The 22,695-nt window shown below is 25.5% G+C and carries 10 protein-coding genes; 1 reads left to right on the top strand and 9 read right to left on the bottom strand.

Going from position 1 to position 22,695, the window contains the following annotated elements; translation table 4 throughout:
• Positions 1 to 22 precede the first annotated feature (22 nt).
• Positions 23 to 1,966, top strand: a complete 1,944-nt coding sequence (locus tag FRW55_RS01295; protein ID WP_146368404.1) for a hypothetical protein — start codon at positions 23 to 25, stop codon at positions 1,964 to 1,966.
• A gap of 65 nt (positions 1,967 to 2,031) precedes the next feature.
• On the opposite strand, the gene FRW55_RS01290 is transcribed toward FRW55_RS01295, so the two are convergent.
• The 9 genes from FRW55_RS01290 to FRW55_RS01250 all read right to left on the bottom strand — a co-directional run bounded on the left by FRW55_RS01290 (position 2,032) and on the right by FRW55_RS01250 (position 22,628).
• Entirely contained in the window at positions 2,032 to 9,672 is a 7,641-nt protein-coding gene (locus FRW55_RS01290) for a beta-N-acetylglucosaminidase domain-containing protein (protein ID WP_146368403.1), read from the bottom strand.
• Between the two features lie 631 nt (positions 9,673 to 10,303).
• Positions 10,304 to 14,236: a putative immunoglobulin-blocking virulence protein gene (locus FRW55_RS01285; RefSeq protein ID WP_146368402.1), complete on the bottom strand. Its 3,933-nt coding sequence runs from the start codon at positions 14,234 to 14,236 to the stop codon at positions 10,304 to 10,306.
• Positions 14,237 to 14,266: 30 nt separating this feature from the next.
• Entirely contained in the window at positions 14,267 to 15,634 is a 1,368-nt protein-coding gene (locus FRW55_RS01280; RefSeq protein ID WP_146368401.1) for an MSC_0618 family F1-like ATPase beta subunit, read from the bottom strand.
• The gene (locus tag FRW55_RS01275; RefSeq protein WP_146368400.1) at positions 15,615 to 17,156 is read right to left on the bottom strand and encodes an MSC_0619 family F1-like ATPase alpha subunit; all 1,542 of its coding nucleotides are present in this window, start codon (positions 17,154 to 17,156) and stop codon (positions 15,615 to 15,617) included. Before FRW55_RS01275 ends, FRW55_RS01280 begins: the two co-directional genes overlap by 20 nt.
• A 1-nt stretch (position 17,157) precedes the next feature.
• Positions 17,158 to 19,353, bottom strand: a complete 2,196-nt coding sequence (locus FRW55_RS01270; RefSeq protein ID WP_146368399.1) for an MSC_0620 family F1-like ATPase-associated subunit — start codon at positions 19,351 to 19,353, stop codon at positions 17,158 to 17,160.
• Positions 19,343 to 19,819, bottom strand: coding sequence for an MSC_0621 family F1-like ATPase epsilon subunit (locus tag FRW55_RS01265; RefSeq protein WP_146368398.1), 477 nt, complete (start codon positions 19,817 to 19,819; stop codon positions 19,343 to 19,345). The genes FRW55_RS01270 and FRW55_RS01265 overlap by 11 nt, the downstream gene beginning before the upstream one ends.
• Position 19,820: 1 nt before the next feature.
• Positions 19,821 to 20,708, bottom strand: a complete 888-nt coding sequence (locus tag FRW55_RS01260) for an MSC_0622 family F1-like ATPase gamma subunit (protein ID WP_146368397.1) — start codon at positions 20,706 to 20,708, stop codon at positions 19,821 to 19,823.
• The gene (locus FRW55_RS01255; RefSeq protein ID WP_146368396.1) at positions 20,708 to 21,226 is read right to left on the bottom strand and encodes an MSC_0623 family F1-like ATPase-associated protein; all 519 of its coding nucleotides are present in this window, start codon (positions 21,224 to 21,226) and stop codon (positions 20,708 to 20,710) included. The genes FRW55_RS01260 and FRW55_RS01255 overlap by 1 nt, the downstream gene beginning before the upstream one ends.
• A complete protein-coding gene (locus FRW55_RS01250) occupies positions 21,219 to 22,628 on the bottom strand; it encodes an MSC_0624 family F1-like ATPase-associated membrane protein (RefSeq protein WP_146368395.1) in 1,410 nt (469 codons plus the stop codon). The genes FRW55_RS01255 and FRW55_RS01250 overlap by 8 nt, the downstream gene beginning before the upstream one ends.
• Positions 22,629 to 22,695 lie beyond the last annotated feature (67 nt).

Raw genomic sequence — 22,695 nt, 5'->3', positions numbered from 1 at the left:
CCAAAAATTAATAAAGGTGATAATGAAAACTTTAAAGCGTAAAGCAAAAATAATCTTATATTCACTAGGGATCGCTGCAGCTGTTGGAGCTTTTAGTGCTAGCGTCATTTATAAAGTAACAAACAAATTTAAACCTAGTTTTTATAACTATAAAGCCGCAATATCAAAAAATAATGAAAAAGAACTAAGTAAAAATTTCTTATACAAACAATTTAATGAAATCAATGAATTTCAAACCGCAATGTTAAATAACCATGCTGCACTTGGTATTGGTACAGAATTTTTAGCAACTAAACTTATAAGACAAGGTAAATTAAGTAAAATAAATTATTCTAAATTGCTTAAAATGCCTGAATTGAAAGAAGAAGATTACGAAGAAGCTGTTAGAGTAATTTTACGTGATAACGTCTTCCTGCATCTTAAAAGTTATGACAAATACTTACAATATGATGAAAACGGAAATGAAATTAATGCTCATCTTTGAGAATATTTCTTTCCATATATCATCCAAGATATGGTCATAACTTACAATATCAATAAATTAAATATCGATGATAAATACAGAAAAGTTGACCAAGATGGTAAATTATTAAATGAGATCGACTTTAATAAAGTATTAGGATTCGAATCGTCTAACACAAAATTTGGCATTATAGATATCCTAAAAGCCCTTAAAACTGTTGGTTATAACAAATACATGATTACTGATGCATTCAGAGATAATATGCTATACGGATCAACTTATGATGTAATTTTAGGTACAGATGGTATACGAACAAGCGAAAATTTCACCGGTGAAGTTACTGAAGAAACTTACACTAGGTTAATAGATAATTTTAAGTCGTTAATTAAAGATGGAACTGGGTATGATTTTAATGATACTAAACACATCACATTTAAAGGGGAAGGTTTAGAGATTGTTAATCGACTTGTCGATCCCCATGATCCAACCAACGCTACAATTATGTATAATGGTGACGCTGTCGATTCATATTATTCTAGCGATAATTCAGAACTAACTATAGATGGGCAAACAATAAGATTTGTTAGACCTAGTCAAAATATTTTCCTAGTTGACGGAATTATGTTTAGTTCAACAAACGCAAAAGAAAATAATGACAATTTTACTGATTATATTAGTAATAATATATTCCAAAATCTTTCATTAAATTACCAAAGCTTTTTAGAAATAAAGCAAAATTATTCTAATTATTCATTTGAAGAAGCTAAAAATTTAGCTTTAATTAAATCAGAAGAAAAATTATTCAAAGATTTTCAATTTGCTAAATATAGCGAATTGTTTAATTATTATCGTGATGAGAATATTTCTAATCAATTTGCAAATCAACTCTTAGATAGCATCAATGAATTACATTATTCAAAATATATCAAAACTAATGATTTAATGGAAAATCATTATATTAGCGTTATTTCCGAATTTATTCAACCAGTGATTGAAAATCTAAGTAATCAGAAAAGCAACTTGAATTACACAAATCTAGTTAACGAATCAACCGAAATGAACGAATTGCTTGTTTTAGCAATATTAAAAAAATTTAATGAATATCTAAATTTTGACTTAACTAAAAGTTTTGCTAATCAAAATAAAGACTTTAGTTTAGAAAGATTACAACATATTGCAACTGGCTATCTCTCAACAGTTAATCTAAATGAAAAAGAATATAATTCAGAACAATATAACTCTATAGTAAATTATAAGATGAGTCACGAATATCTGAATTTAGATAACTTTGATTTCATAAATTACGCTACTGCAATAAATTCTGATATATTATTTGTTTATAAGAATTATTTTATAGATGATGATTTTAATTTAGATCCAATTGCACAAGATATTTTTTGAGTTGACAATGGTGATAAAGTACAATATCAAGGTTTAGCACCTATAGAAGATTATTTAAATTCTAAAGTTGTATTTGAATACTATAAACAAACTAAAGCATAGGAAGTGTAAGTTATCTTACGCTTTTTTTATACAAAAAAACGCAAGCAGTTACTTGCGTCTAAAAATTATTTCTTTTTATGTTTTTTGAATTTAAGGAAACTAAATACTGAAGCCGATGCAATAATAACTAATAGAATTGCACTTATAGCGATTAAAATTGGAGATTTGCTTGATTTAGTTTCATTTTTTTCGGGTGTTTGTTCTGAATCAGCTTTATTATTTTCGATTAATTCATTAATTTTATCTATTAATTCTTTTTGTTGATTTTTAAGAGTTGTTAATTCCAAAATTGAACTATTATTTGGGGTTAAATTAATTTTAGCCATTAATTCATGAATTTGAACATTTTCAGTTAATTTATTATCAACAATTAGCTTGTCAATTTGATGTTTCAAGTTATTCAATTGCTCAAAATCATTTTGCAATTGAGCTTTTTTGCCTTTTAGTCATAAATCGTCATATTGCTTAATGATCTCAATTTGCTTATCTATTAAATCTTTTAGTTCTAGTGAATAATCTAAATTAGAAATGTTGTTTTTGATAGTTTCTTTATCTTCAACACTTAAATCAGATACGGAGTTATTATTTGTGAGGAGATTTGTAATTATATTAATATTATTTTTTATTATTTCTTTGTTTAATGGTAATTCATATGTTGGTAAAGAAACTAAATTTGATTTGAGTAAGTTATTTGTTTTAACTAATAATTCACTTACTTTTGAATTTTCTCTTTCTTTTTCGGTTTCACTAATTTCTAAAGGATTTAAGTTTTGCAATTCTTTAATTTTTTCATTTAATATATTAATTAATTCATCTTGAATTTCTTGATTTTTAAGCAATTCAAGATCTCTATTTAATAAACTAACATTGGCATTAATTCAAATTTTGTTATTATTAATTTTTGCTTCAATCAAGGCATTAATTTTTAGATCGATTTGTTGTTCAATTATATTTAATTCTTCAATAGTCAAACTATTATTAATGTTTTCGGTATAACTTTGTAGTTCACTGTAATTATTAATTTTGTTTAATAATTCTTGTTTCTTAGAATTCAATATTTCTTGTAGGATATTATTTTGTTCTTCAAGTTTAACTTCAAGTTTCGATAAAAGTTCTCTAATTTCTTTAAGTACTTTAATTTGTTGAATTTGTTCAGCACTTAAATTATCTTTGTTTTCTAATTTTTCTAAAATTTCAATTGCTTTTTGTTTTAAGTTTTCGATGAGTTCAACAACTTTTTGTTCAACTTTTTCAGCAAAAACATCGTAATCAGCTAAATCATTTATATTATTTAACTCTTTTAATAAATCAGAAACTAATTTTGGATCCTCTAATTCATTTATTCTTGCAGTTAATTCATCAACTTTCTTAGTAGTTTTTTCATTACTGATTTTGTCTTGAATTTCACTAATTAAGTTTTTTAATTGACTAACATTTTCACTACTTTCAATTAAACTACTGTAGTTTTCTTTATTTTCCAACTCATATAATTTTTCAAATGCAATTTTCTTGTATTTAGAAATTAAATTTTGAATAATAGGTTTTAATTCAGAATTTAAATTAGTTAACTCTTCAAGCGTAGTTGCAGATTTAAGTTTAGCTAAATATAATTCAAGATTTTCTTCAAGTTGTGAGATTAAATCATTATTTTCAACCTTAAATTTAGTTATTTTTTTAATTAGCTCGTTTTCTTTTTCATTAACAACTTCTCTTATAAAGTTTCTTAGTTGCTCAATCGATACTTGTTCAACATTAGAAATACTTAAATTAACTTTTTGTTTTAATTCACTATTTTCTAATCCTGTTAATTCATTTTTTAATTCTTCAACTAAAGCAGACTTAATTTGATTTAATTCTTCTTTAATTTTTACTATCACGCTTTCAAGACTTTCAAGATCTGTTGAGCTATTTAATTCATAGGTTAAATTATTTGTTAAATCATTATTTTCTTTAGAAAGTTCAACTAATAAATCGTTAGCTTCTTGACGTTTAGATTCGATTTTTCTTGTATTTTGCTCTTCGATTTTAAGATCTATCTCATTACTTAAAGCTTTTAATGTTCTTGCATCACTGCTATTTTGAATTTTTGAAATGTATTCTTCATTTTCTTCCAAGGTTTTAACTAAACTTAATAAAGCTTGTTTAATTTCTTCTAAATCTACTGAATCATTAAAACTTAAATTATTTTTAGCTTGAATGTAATTGCTAAATAATTCATCAAGTTCTTCTTCATAAATTTTTCTACTGTCACTTGATAAATCGATTAATTTGTCAGCATATTGTTTATAGTAATTATAGCTTTCAGTAGTGTAAACACTATTTTCATTTAAAACAACACCATTAGCATATTCTTTAATTTTTGCGATCTTATTAGATTTAATTCTTTGGTTTTCAGCAATTAAATTAGTTAATTCAACAATAGCTTGATCAATAATTTCAACTGTAGAACTTTCACTTTTAACTTCAATATCTTTTTCGGTTACCTTAGCATTTAGATTTCTTGATAAAATTTGTCAGTTTGAACCATTTTCATCAATAAATTTATATGCTAAATCTCTGATTTTTAGATATTCTTTGTATCTAACTCCTTTTTCAGAATCAACAATGTCTTGGTATAAATTATTATATTCATCTAAAAGATTTTTAAATACTGAAGGATGGATTTTTTGAGAATTTTCTGTAATAGCATTATCATCAGATATAGTTTGCTTAGCTTGTAATACTTTATCCTTTAATAAATTATAAGTTTCTTCACTAAATCTACTTTTATCTAATTTTTCAAATTCATTAACTTTAATTTGAAGTGTATCTTTATTTACTGGAGAATATCTTAAAACAGTTTTAGCTCTAATTATTTGATTAAGAGAAGAATCTATTGATCTTTGAGTAACCTCTTCACTCTTAATTAAGTTTTTAGCTTTTGAAATAGCTAATTTATATTCAGATGTAGTTGAAGATAAATAATCTTCAAAATTAGTAATTTCATTATTTAATTCTTCAATTAATTTACTAAAATCACCTTTTAATTTTTTATTTTGAATAATACTGTTTAAACTTTGCTTAATTTCATTTATTGTAGCTTGAGTTACGTTTTCAAAAGTTAAAATTTTCTTAGCTATTTCAACTGTTTCATTATATGCATCTTTGTTACTTTTCACTCATAAATCAAAGTCTTCTGGTAAATTAGAAATTAAAGCGTTTAATTCATCTTTATTTAATTCTTCAGTTTCATTTGAATTAAAGAAAATCACTTCATTAATTTTAGGTTTTGTTTCAGTTCAAGAAACTTTTAATTCTAAAATAGAATGACCACTTGGAACTCTAAATCCAATATTATTAAATGAAAGTTTACCGAGAGTTATTTGATGAATATCACCATTTGAATCTGCTGTTTTTACTTCGACATTTGCATCTGAGTTTTCTGAACTAGTGATAAATTTAACAAATTTATTAGGTTGAGGATCATCATTGAAAAATGTTATTGATGAATTTGAAATTTTTGGTTCATAGTAAGTTAAGAAATCCCCATCAATCATTTTACTTGCCAGAGTATTTTTTTCTGTTTCTTCTGCTCCGTTAAATCTAGGATCATTATCAAGTGAAATATATTGACCATCATTAATTTGAATTTCACTAATAATTAAAGCTCTATCTGGATAGTTTTTAGTGATTAATAACTTAATATATCTAGCTTTTACTGGATTTTCTAAATTATCTATATTTCCAAAAAATCTTACGTTAGGGTATTTTGAATCAACATAACTATAGTTATTTTGTACATCGATTAAATTAATATCTCTATTTTCTTCATGACCAATACTAAATAAAGTTTGATATTCACCATTTAATTCAGTTCCATACATTACATCAATACTTCTAGGAAAATCACTAGTTGAATCTGGAGCATAAATTCTTAGTTTATGAATATCAATTTCTTTTCCTAAGTCATAAATTATTTCTTTTCCTAAAGTTGGAGAAACACCAAATTTAGTAGATGTATTCATCTTTCCGTCAAAAGCAGCTTTATTATAACGAGTGTCACCTCAACCTGAATTTCCTTCAGGTAAAGTTGTTTTGACTAGTTCGCCAAATTCGTTTGTTTTTGCAGCTGTTAAGGTGAAATTATCAAAATTTACATTTATTTCTGACTCAGAATTATTATTTACAATTCTAATGTATCTTAATACTTTATTTTTAACTTGTTCAAGTGAAGTGATATTTTCTCATGCAATTCCATTTACAGAGATTTGGATTTGCGCATTATTTAATTCCAGAGTATTTTGAGTAAATGATTGAATTTTTTGAATTGATTTTAAGTCTAAACCGATATATTGATCTTTAGCTAAAGAAATATTTTGATTTGATTTGTTTAACAAGGTAAAGTTATTTTGATTTTTTAGTGATAGAACACTATTATCTTTTGAACCTACAATGACATATTCATCTGAAGCTCTTTTTCTTTCAGTTATTTTTACATCAGCTAGTTTTCATCATATGTTAGTATTAACAAGCGAGCTAATTCTTAACTTACTAAAATGTTCTTCTTTATTTCTAGTATCTATTGTATATTCTCTTGCAGCATTTGTGTTTCTATTCAATTCAACTCAAGTTCCATTAGTATAAGCTTCTACAAGAATCTGTCTTAAATTATCACCGTCACCTTGTCTAATCAGAATTTCATCAATTCTCATTGACTTATCAAAATTAATAATTAATTTACTGTTATTTCCAATATTACCATTATCCTTACCAGCCATTCAAGCTATCGTACTTGGATTATTGTCATAAAGATGGTCGAACTTATTATTTTTAGCACCATCATTAATGGCAGGATTTTTACCAATCATAATATTTTCAGTCTCTGTTTTATAATTAATGTCCAACTTTTCATCAAAGCCATAAGCAAATGCACCACCAACTCTTCATCATACTTTTTTGTCTTCTAAATTTCTGACTCTGATTTTATTTGTTTGAGCATAACCGATAATTATTTGCTTTTTCTGACTATCTAAAGAACCTGAACCAAATTGTTTTCAAGTTGAAGTATTTGAGTCATAATATTCAACAATACCGCTCTTAAGAACGTCTCCTGAATTAGAACTTCCTTGCACAAAAACAAACTTTGCAACTTCTGTAACTTCATCGAAATTGAAAACAATTGAATTATTTGGTCTAATTCCATCATATTTAGGTTGCTCGCTAGAACGTAAATGTGCTTCAGTATTTTCTGAATCATCAGTAATTTTATCTAAATCACCACCAGCAACTTGAAGACCATCTAGTTCAACACTTGAAAAAGTTAATTTATTATCACTAGTTTCTGCTTTCTTTGTTAATGGTTTATTAACAATAAAACTATTTATCACTAATCATTTATCATCAATATCATTTTGAAGTGAAACTAATCTTAATGCTTTAACATTAGGTATAGATAAATTATATTCTTCAATAGGTATAATTGAGCCATTTGGTCTTTCATATACATTACTATTTACGTCAGTTCACTCACCATTGGTAGATTTATATTGCAATTTAGATTTGTAAAAATGGTTCTTTCCACCACCCATTGATATAAATACATTATTTAATTCGATTTCTTTACTGAATTCAACTCCGATATAATTATCTTTCATAATATATAATGGATTTTTAAATTGCATTGCTTTTGGAGAATTTTGATTAAATACTTCGTCTTTATTTCCACTGCTTGGAGTGGTAAACACGTCCGAAATTCAAGTTAAGCTAACAAAATTATCATCAAGATTTTCTTTAAGATATTTAGATGAAAATGAATCTAATTCATCCAAAAATGGTTGAATGTGCTGAGGTCCTACTTCAGCATTTTTCATTTCACTTAAGTATCTAAATTTATGGTTATTTCTAGCTAAAATTAATTTATTTTTAGCTTGTTGATAAAGATTATTCACGCTAGTAATATTGTCATTTAAAATATGTTCTAAAATTTCTAAATAGATTAGTGCTGAGTCGGTTAAATCAACTCAAGATTCTAAAAATGGACGCATTTGTTCAACTAAATTACGATCATTTCCATTTTCAAGAAAGATTTTTGCTGATTCATTTAATAAAGTGAATTCCTCAGTTAATTTAGTTAACTCTTCTTTAGAATAAGTTTTTGTGGAAAGTTTATTGATTAAATCGTAAAGATATGATTTGAGTTCAAGAGATTCTTCAAGTTTTACAACTCTACCATCCATTTTTTGGTTAATCATATGTTTTGAAAGTTCTCTAAAAGCTTTAGAAGTCGGTGTTTCAATACTTGATTTGCTATCTACATGTTTAAATGCATCATTTCAGGCTTTATCAGCTTGTTCATTAGTTTTTCATAAATTTCATGAGTAAACTGCATTACCAAAAAGTGCAACTTTTGAAGGTTCAGATTGTTGCATAGGATTTAAAATAATACCTTCGACATTTTTTGGATTTACATCAGGTTTTAAGAATTCCTTAAAACCACCCATAATTAAATGCTCTTTAGAGTTATCAGTACATGGTCAGTTAATTCATAACATCGGACCTTCACCTATCTTATTAGTGAATGAATCAGTGAAATTTTTAGTAACTTGTCCCCAAATTGTACCACCAGTCATAACTATTTGAACTTCAGAAGGAAATCGTTTAAAATATTCTTGACCTCAACCCATATATTCCTGAACAACATATGGTAGAGTTGTTTTTAAATCAGGAAATCTAGTTGCTTTAAGCTCTTTAAGTCAATCGACCATTTCTGTTAATAAATCAATTTGGAATTGTTCATTAGGTTTAGCGGCATCATCGGCTAAAATAGAAATTTGCCTAACACCAGCTTCAATGACTTGAAGAAATTTTGCTTTCAATTTTTCTTTTTTATCTGCTACATTTCCATTATCAAGTCTGTTGTGCATAAATGGATGCAATGCATAAATAAATCTAACTTTTGAATTGTTACCTGCCTCAGCAATTGGTCTGATAAGATTTTGAATTTCATCATCTGTGTATAATTCAGCTCATTTTGAGTTGTGTTTTGGATCATCTTTAGGTGCATAAAAATATGCATTTAGTTTGTAATACCCTCCCCAACTCATATAGTTAATTCTATCTTGAACTGTTCAAGGATTTCCATAATATCCTTCGATAGCACCACGAGTTTTAACGTCAGCATAATCTTGAATTTTAATATTTTCAATTTCTAGTCCTTCAAGTTGATTTAGAATATGCCATAATGTTGTGGCTCCGTAAAATGTTGAATCAGCCTCATTACCATAAATTGCTATAACGTTATCTTTTACACTTAAAACATAAGCATCGATTTTGTTCATCAAATCAGGTTCATAACTAATATTTTCGGAACTTATATAATCATCAACAAAGGTGTCTCTATTTCCCTTTATCCCTAAAATAAAGTTAGTTTGATCATCAACAATTCTTCTACTAAGGTTTATATTAGTTATACCTCTAAGTCCTAGAGCTTCTTTGAATCTAGTAATTGTAGCTTGGTCAACATCATCTTCAATAACAACATTTACGCTTGTTGAAATAAGAGATTGCTTTCCATCATAAGAAATTGTATGTGGATTTGGATATATCTCATACGTACTTCTGATATTATTATTTTCAGTATTTGCACTAATAAATCCTAAAGAAGCGGCTCCAATTGAACCCGCTATCCCTATAATAGTTAATGCTTTTTTCTTGTTTTGTTTCTTCATTAAAACCACCTTAATTAAATAATTTCTACTAAATTTTATTTTTTTAAAATTAAGGGGTAATGATGATTGTATATTTAATTCAAATTCATAATCGTTTAATATGAAAACATGTTTTTTATCACAAAATATATGAATAATTTATTCCGCTTATAACAATTTCAAAATATATTTTTAATTAATTTATAATGTTTTAAAAAATAAATTTAATAATAAAAAAATGGATGTTTATAAATATAAACAACCAAAATCAATAAATAATAGTTCCATAGTGTATTTAAAACAAAAAAGAAATGTCCCTGTTTAGGGGACATTATGTTGTATGCCAATCACGAATCTAAAATCTTTTATTATTTATCGACATACAATATTATTGTATACAATTTATTACAAAATTAATAAATTATTAATTATTTTTTACGAAAATTATTTTGTGTTCTTTTATACATGGTATAAAAGGTATAAAAAATAGAGTCATTTTTATGACTCTAACTTCGAAACTCAGGAAAAAAAGATATATTTTTTTGTATTAAAACGCTTTTTTCAGAAAAATGGAAAGCTTAGATCACATGTTTTTTTAACCATTAAATTGTATTATCTGCATAATAAAAAGTGCGAATTAATCGCACAAAATTTATTTAACTTTAATTGATCAGCCGTAAGTATTAAAACTCGAAACTAATGAAACCATATTAGGATCATCAACTACAATTTCCTTAAAGATATTTCTTCCAGCACTTATAACAGCAGCTAATTGAGTTCCTCAGCCTTGTTCTAAATTAGAAGCATTTCCAGAGATATATAAAGTATTTACATTTACGGTTGAATTATTTTCATTTTTAAAGTGTAATTTTCCATAATCGCTAGGATGTTTAACAATTAAAGCACTGAATTGAGTTCTTGCTAAATCACTTGTTTTTATTTCAAATTTGTTATCTGGGTTAAATAATGTTAAATCATAAAATACTCTTCCATATAATTCCATATCTTTAAGACTTCTGATTTCTTTAACATTTGAAAAATCTAAATGAGTGATTCAACTCCCTTCACCTCAATAACCTTGGAAAACTCTTAAATCGTATTTATCTTGGAAAGCAATTCTTAAACCTTCGTTGATTGTAGTAATATTATCTTCAGCATCAAATTTTAAAACTTGGAAAGTTATAGATGTAGTTCTTAAAGCATCATCAGCCACTTTATTTGGATCTATATCATTATTATAATCGTAAGGTACAAAATCAACACCTTTAAGAGCATTTGGATTAATTGCTCAATCTTTATCTAAACCAAGAATACCATTTTGAGAAGTGTATAATTCAATTTCTCTAATGTTTTTATCTTTTAAGGCAATAAGTGAACTAGTGTCCTTACCTTCAAAAAATAATGTAAGTTTTTGGATGGTACTTGGTAAACTTCTAAATACATCTTTAAGATCTGAAGGAGCGCCAAAACCACCAATATTTCTTATTACAATACCATTAATTCCACCTGAAAGTTGACCTTGAAGTTTTTCAATATCACTTTTGAAGTTTCTATATGATTCAGAATTTCTAACATCAACTTCAAGAACATTAAGTGTTTTACCGTCTTTAGTATAACTATAAATCTTGCTGCTTCCTGATAAGCTAGAAGAATATGAACTAGAGATATCATTTTTAGATCAACCAGGGAAATTACCTTCTTGAATTGATTTAGGATCTCTAGAGTATCAAGTATCATAATTCATAACACGTCTTGTACTATTTTGATCAACAATTTTCTTAATTACTGGACTGTCAAGCGGATTTGGATATGTTCAACCGCCACCTTCTTCAACATATCAAGTTGTTTTTCCTCCCGATTCATTTCTATATAATCTATTCAAGAAATCTAAATTTGGAACCATTCCTTTTTCAGCATATTTATCAATATCTTTTTTAACATTTTCCATTCAAAGTCTTAAGTGAAGTAAGAAATCTCTTCCTGGTTCTTGATATTTTGTTCTGTAATTTTTAGTATATTCAACTCAATTTTCAATAATATTAGATGGAACACCTTGCTTACTCAATGCATCTCTAAGAGCTTTTTCATCATTTAATCCGTCTTTACCTATTGCGGTATATAAGGTATTAACTAATTCTTTAGTACCTTTTATTGTTTCTGAAGTAATTTTATTTTTATCTAAATTCTCATATTTTTTTCAATCAGGATTTTCGACGTCCGGCACATTTACAGAATTAGGATCAATAGGTTTACCGGCTATATTTGTTTTGTCTTTAATAATTTTTTCACTATTAGAATTGCTATCTTCGGGTTTTGGAGTAGGTTCTGGTTTAGGTGTTGGTGCAGGAGTATTTTCAACTTCCTCAGTTTTCTCCGGTTCTTCGGGAGTTACTGGTTGAACTTCTGGTGTAGGTAAAATTACAACTTCTTGTTTTTTCTTAATTTTAACAAATGCAACATTTTTATCTGTATTTGCAATGACTACTTTTCTAGCTTCATTACTATCAAAAGCTTCGTACCCATTAGGAATATATTGTATTACAGGTATCTCGTCACCACTTCTTTCAAATCTTTGAAAAGGATCTAATATAGTTCCATCTTCAGTTATTCAATTAATCATTATCATTCCCATAGGAGAATTTTGATTAACTATTGTACTTTGAATAATTTCAACTTTATTGGTTTCTCCTACTTTGATCACTTGTTCAGTATTTTTAGCCTTATACCCAATCGGAACATAACTATTAACATTAATAACAGCATTATCTAATGAACTAATTGATTTATAACCAATTTCACTTCCATCTAAAATAAAAATTAATTTAGTTGAAACTGTTTGATGAATTTCTTCTACTTTTTTAATGCTAATTTCGTTTGTTTGTCCAGTAATGACAGAAACATTTGAATCAACTAAAGTGTAATTATTTGGTAAATAATTTGAAGCTATAATCACTTCATCATCGTTACCTTTAATAGTTTTTTCACTTATAACTTTATCACCTTCTTTGAAAACTAAAGTAGTTGTAACTAATTTTTTCTTAGGTTGGATTTCGATTTTATTTTCCTTACCATAAATAATTGAATAATTTTTATTTACAAATTCATATCCTTCAGGAAGATGTTCTTTATAATCAATTGTTTCACCTTCAGGTTTTACAATATCTTTTCTTAATATTTCAATATTATTATCATGATAAATTAATGTAGTAGTTACTAATCTAATTTCTTCTTTATCTGGTTCAACATTAATGATATTTTCTTGTCCTACTTCAATTTTGATAGTTTCATCAACTAAATGGTAATTAAGAGGTACATAATTAATATCTTTAATTGTATGCTCAGAATTTTCTAAAAGCTTAAATGTTTTACTTTCAATAGTTTTATTGTTGTAATTAAATTTAATTATTGTATCAAGTGCTTTAATAGTTTCCTTTTGAATTTTAACTACTAGAATTTCATTGTCAATTCCAGGAATAGCTAACTGATTAGGTTCAACTAACTCGTATCCTTCTGGTAAATAAGAACTAACTGAAATTAATTCACCTTTTTTAGTTTCGATAGTTTTTTCTAAAACTACTTCTTTAGATTGATTATCTTTGTAAATTAATTTAGTTGTAATCATTTCTTCTTTAATAAGAGTATCATCAAAAATTTCGTTTTCACTCTCAGGATTTTCTGGAACAGTTGGTTCAGTTGGTTCAACAGGTATAGGTTGCACTTGAATTGAATTAGTTTGACCAATTATAACATCAATTGAACTTTCAACCAATTCATAACCATAAGGTAAATACTGTCCAGCATTAATTTTTGCATCAATATTTGAACTAATTTCAATTTCTTTAATTAAATTAACTTCATAAAAGTATTTTAGAATTGTTTTGATTTCTTTGGGTTTTTCTTCTTCGGTTTTTTCTGGTTGATTTTCAACTATCTTAACTAAATTTATTTCATTTACTTGATTAATAATAACTTCAAAGTTTTCGTTTTCAAGTTTATAACCACTAGGAATATATCTTGAAAGAATTATTTTTTCATCATTTTTTGTTGTTACAACTTCACTTGAAATGATTTTTTCATCAAATGTGAATCTTAAAGTAGTTTTGTAAATTAAATCTTTTACGATTTCTTTAATAAAAATTAAATTTTCGCTATTTTTTTCTATTTCTATATTTTTATTCAATAATTCATAACCCTCAGGAACGTTTAAGTTTAAGTTAAATGACTCAAATTCTTCCTCGGTAAGTTCTATAGTTTCACCAATTTGTGTTTTACTCTCATCATTTAATAAAAACTTAATAATAGTTTTATTATTTTCATTTTCATGTTCTTCATTATTCGTACCTGGTTTTTCTAATTTAGGTAAGTTATTATCTCTATTTGAAAGATTTTTATCGCTAGTTAAAACATCATCTTTTAATGATGAATCGCTACCTTCCAACCTTTCACCTAAAGTATCAAACTTTTTATTAACGTTATTTTTAGGATTATGAGAGTGAATTCCCATAGTTAAAACACTAGAAACACCAACAAATGCAATTGCAGACATTCCTAGATAAAATAGTTTTTTCTTAGTTATTTTTCTCATATAACTCCTTTATTAAATAATTTTATTTAATTATTTAGTTTCTAATAAATCATTTACTGTCGAAATATACAAGAATTTCTCAGGCTCAACATCACTAAATTCACCATTAATAATTCTCATAACTGAATCAATAGTGTCTTCTAATTTTACATATACACCTTTTTCATGAGTAAAGTGTTCAGTCATGAAAAAGTATTGTGAGAAGAAATTTTGTAATTGAAGTGCTTTTTTAACTGTAACTTTACTTTCATCATCAAGTTCATCTATTCCTAAAATTAAAATAACATCTTCGAGTTCTTTATATCTTTGAAGTATTTTTTTAGTTTCTATAATTGCATCATAATGTTTTTGACCAATTATCATCGGATCAATACTACTTGAACTAGATGCAAGCGGATCAATTGCAGGGAAGATATTTTTGGCAGTTACTTCACGTGAAAGGACTAAGTTTCCACCTAGGTGCTTAAATATTGCGACTGCAGAAGGTTCAGAAAGATCATCCATAGGTAAAAATACTGTTTGGAATGAAGTGATATTTCCGTTTTGATTTGCAAAAATTCTGTTTTCGACTGAAGAAATTTCAGTGTTTAATGTCGATTGATATCCACCAAGAGAAGGCTTTTTATCAAGTGAAGCTGAAATTTCATTACCAGCTTGAAGAAAACGGAAGATGTTGTCAATAAATAGCAGTACATTTTCTTTTTCATTATCTCTAAGATATTCAGCAGCAGTTATACCAATAGGAACAATGCTCATTCTAGAACCTGCTGACTCATTCATTCTTGATACATAAAGAGTTGAATTTTTCATTAAATTAGATTCTTCTAGGTCATTTTTAAGTTCAATCGCTTCACGTGAACGTTCACCAGAACCAATAAAAATAGAACTGGTTTTTTCTTGATTTTTAGATAAATTAAAGATGATTTCTTTCATTAAAACTGTTTTTCCTACTCCAGCACCACCAAAGATACCAATTTTTGCTCCTTTAATAATTGGAATGAAGAAATCTACAGCTTTAATTCCTGTTTCTAAAATTTCTGGTTCATATTTATAATTAAGATTTTTAACAATAGTAGAATCCATTTCAACAAAATCAAAGTCTTTAATTTCAGGTTGATTTAACGATTTACCACTAAAATCAAATACATGACCTTTAGCTTTTTGACCAACTGGAACCATAAATGATTTATTTAAGCATTTTACTTTTTGGTTAATATAAAATGGAGTTTCATTATAAATAATCATTGCTAAAAGATTGTTTTGATCAAGTATTTTTTTTACCATTAAATAGTTTAGATTATCTTCAGTTAGAATTAAAGTATTAATTTTTGGAAGTTCTTCATTAGAAAAACTAATTTGTACTACATCAGTTCAAATTTTAGTTATTTTCGCTGCCATTGTTAACTCCTAACTTTTGAATAATATTATTTAAAATATCTTTTTTAATTGGTATGAATTCATTTTGAACTTTAATATTTCAATTTAGTTCTAACTTATTACTAAACTGTTTAAGTGCACTTTTGAAAAATTCAGAAACACGTGGATCAATATTTTTGGTATTTTTAGTACTTTCAAATATTTTTCTAGCATTTTCATCTACTTTAATTAATTCTTGACAGAATTTTAAGGCTAATTGTACATCTTTAACATCTGTTAAACAATTTCAAGAAATTAAATCAGAGTTTAATAATAAATCTTCTTCAGAATAAAGTGAAATACCTTTTTGATTAAACATCTCTTCAATTAAAAGTCCATTTTTAATCAAATTATTTGTTTGCTCATTTAAGTCATATTTAAGTGATGAAAGTTTTGTTTGTCTTCTATATGCTTTATAAATTTTTCCAATTTTGGAAGCTACTTTAGCAATTTCTTTACTTTGAACCATACCACCAATACGTGAAACTGATAAATCAATATCTACAGCAGGATATTTTCCAGAAGCAAATATTTCACTATTAGTAACTATTTGACCATCAGTTATACTGATTATATTTGAAGAAATTAATGAAGTGATGTCATTATCAACAGTTTGAAGGATTGGAAGTGCGGTAATACTTTTTCTATTTGTAAAATTACCACTTCTTTCAAGTAAACGTGAATGAGCATAAAACATATCTCCAGGGAACGCTTCCTTACCAACAGGTTTATTTGTCAATAAAGCCATTTCACGGTAAATATTTGCGTGAGTAGTTAAATCATCAAAAATAATTAATACATCATCTTCATAACTTAAGTTCTCAGCATGTGCCATAGCAACATAAGGAAGTAAATATTGATCATAAGGACGATCTGAATCAGCTTTAACTATAATAGTTTGTTCTAAAGCACCATTTTCTTCAAGTAATTTATAAACTGTTGAAAGTTGTGAATGTTGAGTTCCTATTGCTGCATAAATACATTTAACATTTTTATTTTTTTGGTTAATAATAGTGTTTAATGCAATAAAAGTTTTTCCAGTTTTACGATCACCTATGATTAACTCACGTTGTCCTTTACCAATAGGAACAAGTAAATCAACTGAAATATAACCAGTATTAAGTTGTTCATTTAGTGATTTATAACTCATTAAATCATTTGGTTTGTTAAAGATATTTGATTCATATTCCATAAATTCAACAGTTTCTTTAGTAGTCGCTGGATAAACAATATTATTTTCAATATCGATAATTTTTCCAAAGAATTTTTTTGAAGTTTTTACTAAATTACTTTCTTTACTTATGATGAATTCATCTTCAATTTTGAGTTCTGATGGATCAACATTAACAATACAAAATGCTTTGTTCTCAGAAGCTGATATAACTAATGCTTTAACACTATTATCATTTTTAAGTACTAAGCGTTCATTTTGAGCAAAGTTGTGATCTCCATTCAACTCTATAATATAGTCAAAAATTGCTTTGATTTGAATTTTATTAGACATATTATAATCCTCCATTTCCTATTAAAATTAATATGATTGATGTAACAACCATAAGTGCACTAACTAATCAAGATAAAACTAAACTAGCATTAATTTTTGAGCTTGATTTCTTATTTCTTTTATTTTTAAATATTTGAAGTGCTGAAGTAATAATTGTAAGTAAAACTCCAACTCCAAGAATTACATAACCCAAAACTCTAATTAAAATTAAGTCAGATTTAGGTTGTTTTACAGGATTAACCTCTAAACTTCTAAACGCTTCAGTGAATCTCTCAAGCACATTTTCACTTCCATTTAAATCTTCATTTGTTAATTTTTTAGTTATTGAAGTTACTGTTGCTAAATTTCTAAATTGACTTTGAACTTTTTTAACTTGTGAAAGATATTCTTCATATTCATCAATAATTTCAGCTGGATTAGAAATATTAATAACCCCAAAAAGGTAATTAATATCTTTATTTAGCGCACGAATAACTTTTTCAATTTTTTCTTTATCTAATGTTTTTTCTGAATTGTTTTTGTCATTTTTAATGATAATTAAGTCAATATTATGAAGAATAACTTGTTTATTTGTATTTATAAACGAAACATATTCATTAAATAGTTCTTGATATGCTCTTGAGAGATAATTTCAGAAATTAATTTTATTGATGTAAGAGTTAAAATGTGAACTGAGTAATAAATATTTAATATCGTGTCTGAAATCACTATTTTTATCTTTACCAAATTTTTCGTAAAGAGCATCAGAACTTAAATCTTTATATTTAATTAAGTAATCACTAATAATAGAATTAACTTCTTTAATGAATTTATTATCGCTATAAATTCTTATTGATTCAAAAATCATATTAAATACTGTATTAGAAAGAATTTTTGTGTTTCCTAATTTCTTGAGATCTATCTTTTTATTTAAACCTAAGCTTTCATAGAATTTAAGATAAATTTCATTAACTGTATCGATTTTTATTTGTTCTAAAATAGTTTTTTTCTTAGTTAGTTCTTTTTTTACTTCAGAATTTTCATAAATTATTTCTTTATTATTTACTAAGTCTTTTATTTTGATATCAGCGTAAAGTCTTTCATTAATATTTTTTAACTTAATAACCTTATATTCATATCTGGTATTAATCGGATTATTAAAGTAAAAGAATTTATTTAATTCATCAACATTTTCAGAAAACTTAGTGGCTAAATCAGTTAAATTAATTGAATCATAATATTCATAATTTACATAAGGATTAAATCTTCCAACATTTTCTTGACCTATTTTAGCATCAAAAGGATCAACATTAGTTTCAACATCTGTTGCATTAGGTGGGACAATATCAGGTATAGCAGGTAAAATTGGTTCTTCTTCAGGTTGTTCTTCATCACTGATATCTTCTTTTTCAATTTCTTTATTTTTTCTTAAATCATAAGCAGTAAATCTAGGTTTTATTTTTCTAATAATGTAATCATCTCAATCTTGATAATTTTTTGGTACAGTTAATTCTAAAACATTTGTTTCAGGGTTCTTATCTATGCTTACTGTGCCATCTTTATCAATAACGCTTTGCAGATCCAATTTAGGAAAATCCTCTTTATTAGCAAAATATCTATCAAAGTCAGCTTCAAGTTCACTAAAGTACTTATCATTTTTACTATTAATATCTTCAAGCTTGTTAGAATTCACGATATTTCTAATGCTAATTTCTCTATTTATTTCTGGATCATCAATCAAGTGTTCATAATTAAATTCATCACTATCAGCAACTTTAACTTCAGGATATGAATCACCGTTAAAGTCTATATTTGCTTCACTAAGAAATTTATTCTCAGAAATAATTCTAGAATAAACAATAACAATTCCTTTAGAAATGTAATCATCTAAAATTTGATCTTTATTTTTACTTAAGAAATTACTTAAGTATTGCATGTATAAACTTTCAATGATTTTTTGAGCAAAATTATCACCATTATTATCAATTTCTGATAATAAATTACGTGATCTAACTTTGTATTCTTCAATTTTTTTATCTATTATCGAATTAAGAAAATCATTAATTCTCTTTTTTGTTGTATCCTTAAATTTATCAAAATCAGGGCTTACTGTTCCACCATTATTGGAGCTATTATTTTCTGAGCTGGCTGATAAAGTTATTAATGGAAGGGTGGAAGTTGAAATAGTAAGTAATAGTCATTTTAATCTATTTTTCATTATTCTCCCTTTCATAAATTAATTTAAGTTGAAAATCAAATAAAGCTTTATATAAATACAATTGATCTTTAAATGTTTTTATTTTTTCAAAAGTATTTGTAGTAATATTAAGAGATTTTAATGACTCAAAATATTTTATTTTGTTATTTAATTCACTTATTTTTTCTTTGTAAGAGAGCATTAAATCTTTTTCAATGTATTTATCAAAAACATATTGTGAAAACTTACCATAATAATGAACTAAAATGTTTTCGTCGATGTTTTCGATAAAAACATTATTTAGAACAAAATAGAAAATTTCTTTATTATCTGTTTTTATTTTAAGAAATGTTTTTTTATAACTAGCTACTGATGGGGAAGAAATTTTAATTCAATTATCATCTAATTGAGTACAAGAGTAAATTTCATTTGCATCAAAAGTGATTTGATTATTGTTTTGTGAAATAAATATTATCTTTTTGTCCATTTTACTCCTTGCTAGTATGTAACATATCTTTTTTATTACTTAATAAAGAAAGTTGTTCAACTTCAATTTCTCTTTTTTCATTCAATAACTTAATTTTTGTTTTTCTTCTTTTTTCTTCTAAATCATTTAATGTTTTATTTTGGATAACCAAATTATATTTTTCATAAATTAAAGATGATTCAGTTAGAAGTGAAAGTGTAACATAAGTTAAATAGTTATGAATTTCATTATCAATAAAACTTGTTGTATTTGGGTAAATTTTTACTTTAGATAAATGATTTAAATTATGTTTTATACCTTTATTTTGTTCAAAACTAAAATTATTTTGATCAATTGGAAGTACAGTTATATAACTATCTAAAATTTTTGAAGAATTAATGATGAATTTTAAGTTATGGAACCCATTCATTTCAAGATAATTTTCAATATATTGAGGCAAAATATTTGAAAGAATCTCAACTTCATTAATTTCTCTTTCAAAAATTATTTTATAGTTGTTTAATTTAGCAAAATCAACGGCTCTTTTGCCTACTGCAATAATAACATCTGAACCAATATTAAAGTTTTTTAAAAGTGAGTTTTCATGTTTTTTATATGAGTCAGTGTCAAATTTTTCAATTTCACTTATGTACACTCAGATTGTTGAAAAATGATTTTTCTTTTTACTAAAATTTACTAATGATGAAGATTTTAATAATTCATGAGTAACATTATATTTTTTTTGAATTTTATTAATTAACTCTTTACTGTAACGCGAACGTTCAAAGTAATTATTAATTAATTTTGATAGTTTAAGAATATTAATTAATGTTACGTTTTTGTTTGATTCAACTATTTTATAAATTTGATTTATATTATTTAATTTAGTTTCTATTTTTTTAATATTCATTATAAAACTTCTCTACCAAATAGACATTTAAGATTTTTAGTTGATTGATCAAGAAAAACAATTATGTTGGGATAAACTTCAACAATTTTAAGTTCATTAAAAATTACTTCATTAATATGTAAATTAAAATTAGTGAAAATATCATTAAATTCTTCATTAGCGGAATTTAAGTTTAAGCTTAGTGAATTAGAATCTTCGGATTCAATCAAGCTAGGAACTAGTTTTTTACTATCGTATCTAGGGTTTCTTATTCAATTAATTACAAATTTATCAAAAACTAATTGATGATGTTTATCATTATTTTCATCAATTTTAGCTTTAATAAAGTCAAGAAATTGATTAACATTTTCACGATCATAAAAAAGTAATGAAGAATTAAGTAACATCTCAAAAGAAATAAACTCATCACCATTTCTTAATCTATAGTAGTCTCTAAATTCTTCTGGATATTCAGCAATATCATTTACTTCTTTTTTAGACAAATTAGTTTTATTAAATAACTTAAAAAATTTACTCATAACTAATTCCTTTCTTTTTAAATCTTAATAATCTTATAATTAGTACTAATCAATTAATAATTTGATATGTTGAAAAAATCAACGAAGTTCCAGCCACACACATTAGTAAATAATCAGGAATGGTGTAAGGAGAAGGAATAAATGAAATTGAAGTATTTTGATGGTTAACTAATAAAATATCTACTGAAGAAACTAATAACGAACCAGAAAGTAAAATACTTGAGATAATAACAAAAAGTGAATGTCTATAATTTAATTTCTTTCTCATAAATATTCAATTAGAGATGTTGATGAAACATAATATTGAACTAATAACTAATGAAGTTATTGCCGAAAAACGTTCTTTTTCATAAATTCTAAAAATTATTGTTGAACCAACAAAAATTAAAGTAGTTAAATACATCATGAATGTGAATAAACTCTTGTTTTGACGATATGAACCAACTTTTCAAAATAATACTATGTTTGTTAGTAATCAAAACAATAAAATAACTCCAAAAATAATGTAAGTTCAATGTCTAGTACTATCTATATTAATAAATCCAGTACTTACTTTTTGAGTAATCAACATATAAATAGTGTAGATGATATTTGAAGCAAATAAAGCCAAGAAACAAATAACAACACTAAAAAATGTTTGTGAAAGTATTTTTCTTTCTTTATTCAAGTAATAATAATACAATCAATTTCCACTGATTAAGATTAAACTAACAAAAATCAAAACAAAGAAAAGTAATGCAGATCTAATAGATTGAACAAAGAATAAATTATTTATCTTTTCCACAAAAGTATTATTTATGAATAATTGATTCATATTAGCATTTGCATTAACTCCATTAACGAATGAAATTACTAATATCAATCCAACAAGATAACCAATAATTTTAGTAAGTGTCGAATAAATAAAATAAATAAAAATTTTAAGATTAAAATATGAAATAACACTTTTAGTTATAAACTGAACTATATCATAAATAATATTGATCAAAATTAAACCAAGGAAATAATAAGTAGAATAAGTAATATCACTTATTTTATCATTAGGAAAATAATTAATGAAAATAAATAAACCAACACTTGCATAAACTATATAAATCATATATCAAAATATGTAATATTCAAGTTTTAGCTCATGACGATACATTTTAACAATTGAATAAACTAAGGAAGCGAAAATTGTGATTAAAAACGCAGCAAAAGTATAACCAAGAACAAAACTAGAACCAAAAATGGTTATATCCGATTTATCAAAAAGAAAATTAAGATACTTATTAACTGTTCCATTTAATGTGAAAAAATTCTTAAAATTTCTAAGTACTTCTTCACAGAATATTACAATCAATATAATAGAAATAACTGTAAAAACTCTTCTTAAGTTAATTTTAAATTTTATACTATTCATATACCTCCATAAACCGCTTATTTATAGATAAAAAAGCAAAATTAATATCAATATTTTTTTACAAAAT

This window comes from Mycoplasma anserisalpingitidis, assembly GCF_007859615.1.
GTDB lineage: Bacteria > Bacillota_I > Bacilli_A > Mycoplasmatales > Metamycoplasmataceae > Mycoplasmopsis > Mycoplasmopsis anserisalpingitidis.
This window is presented reverse-complemented; position numbering and strand designations above follow the sequence as displayed.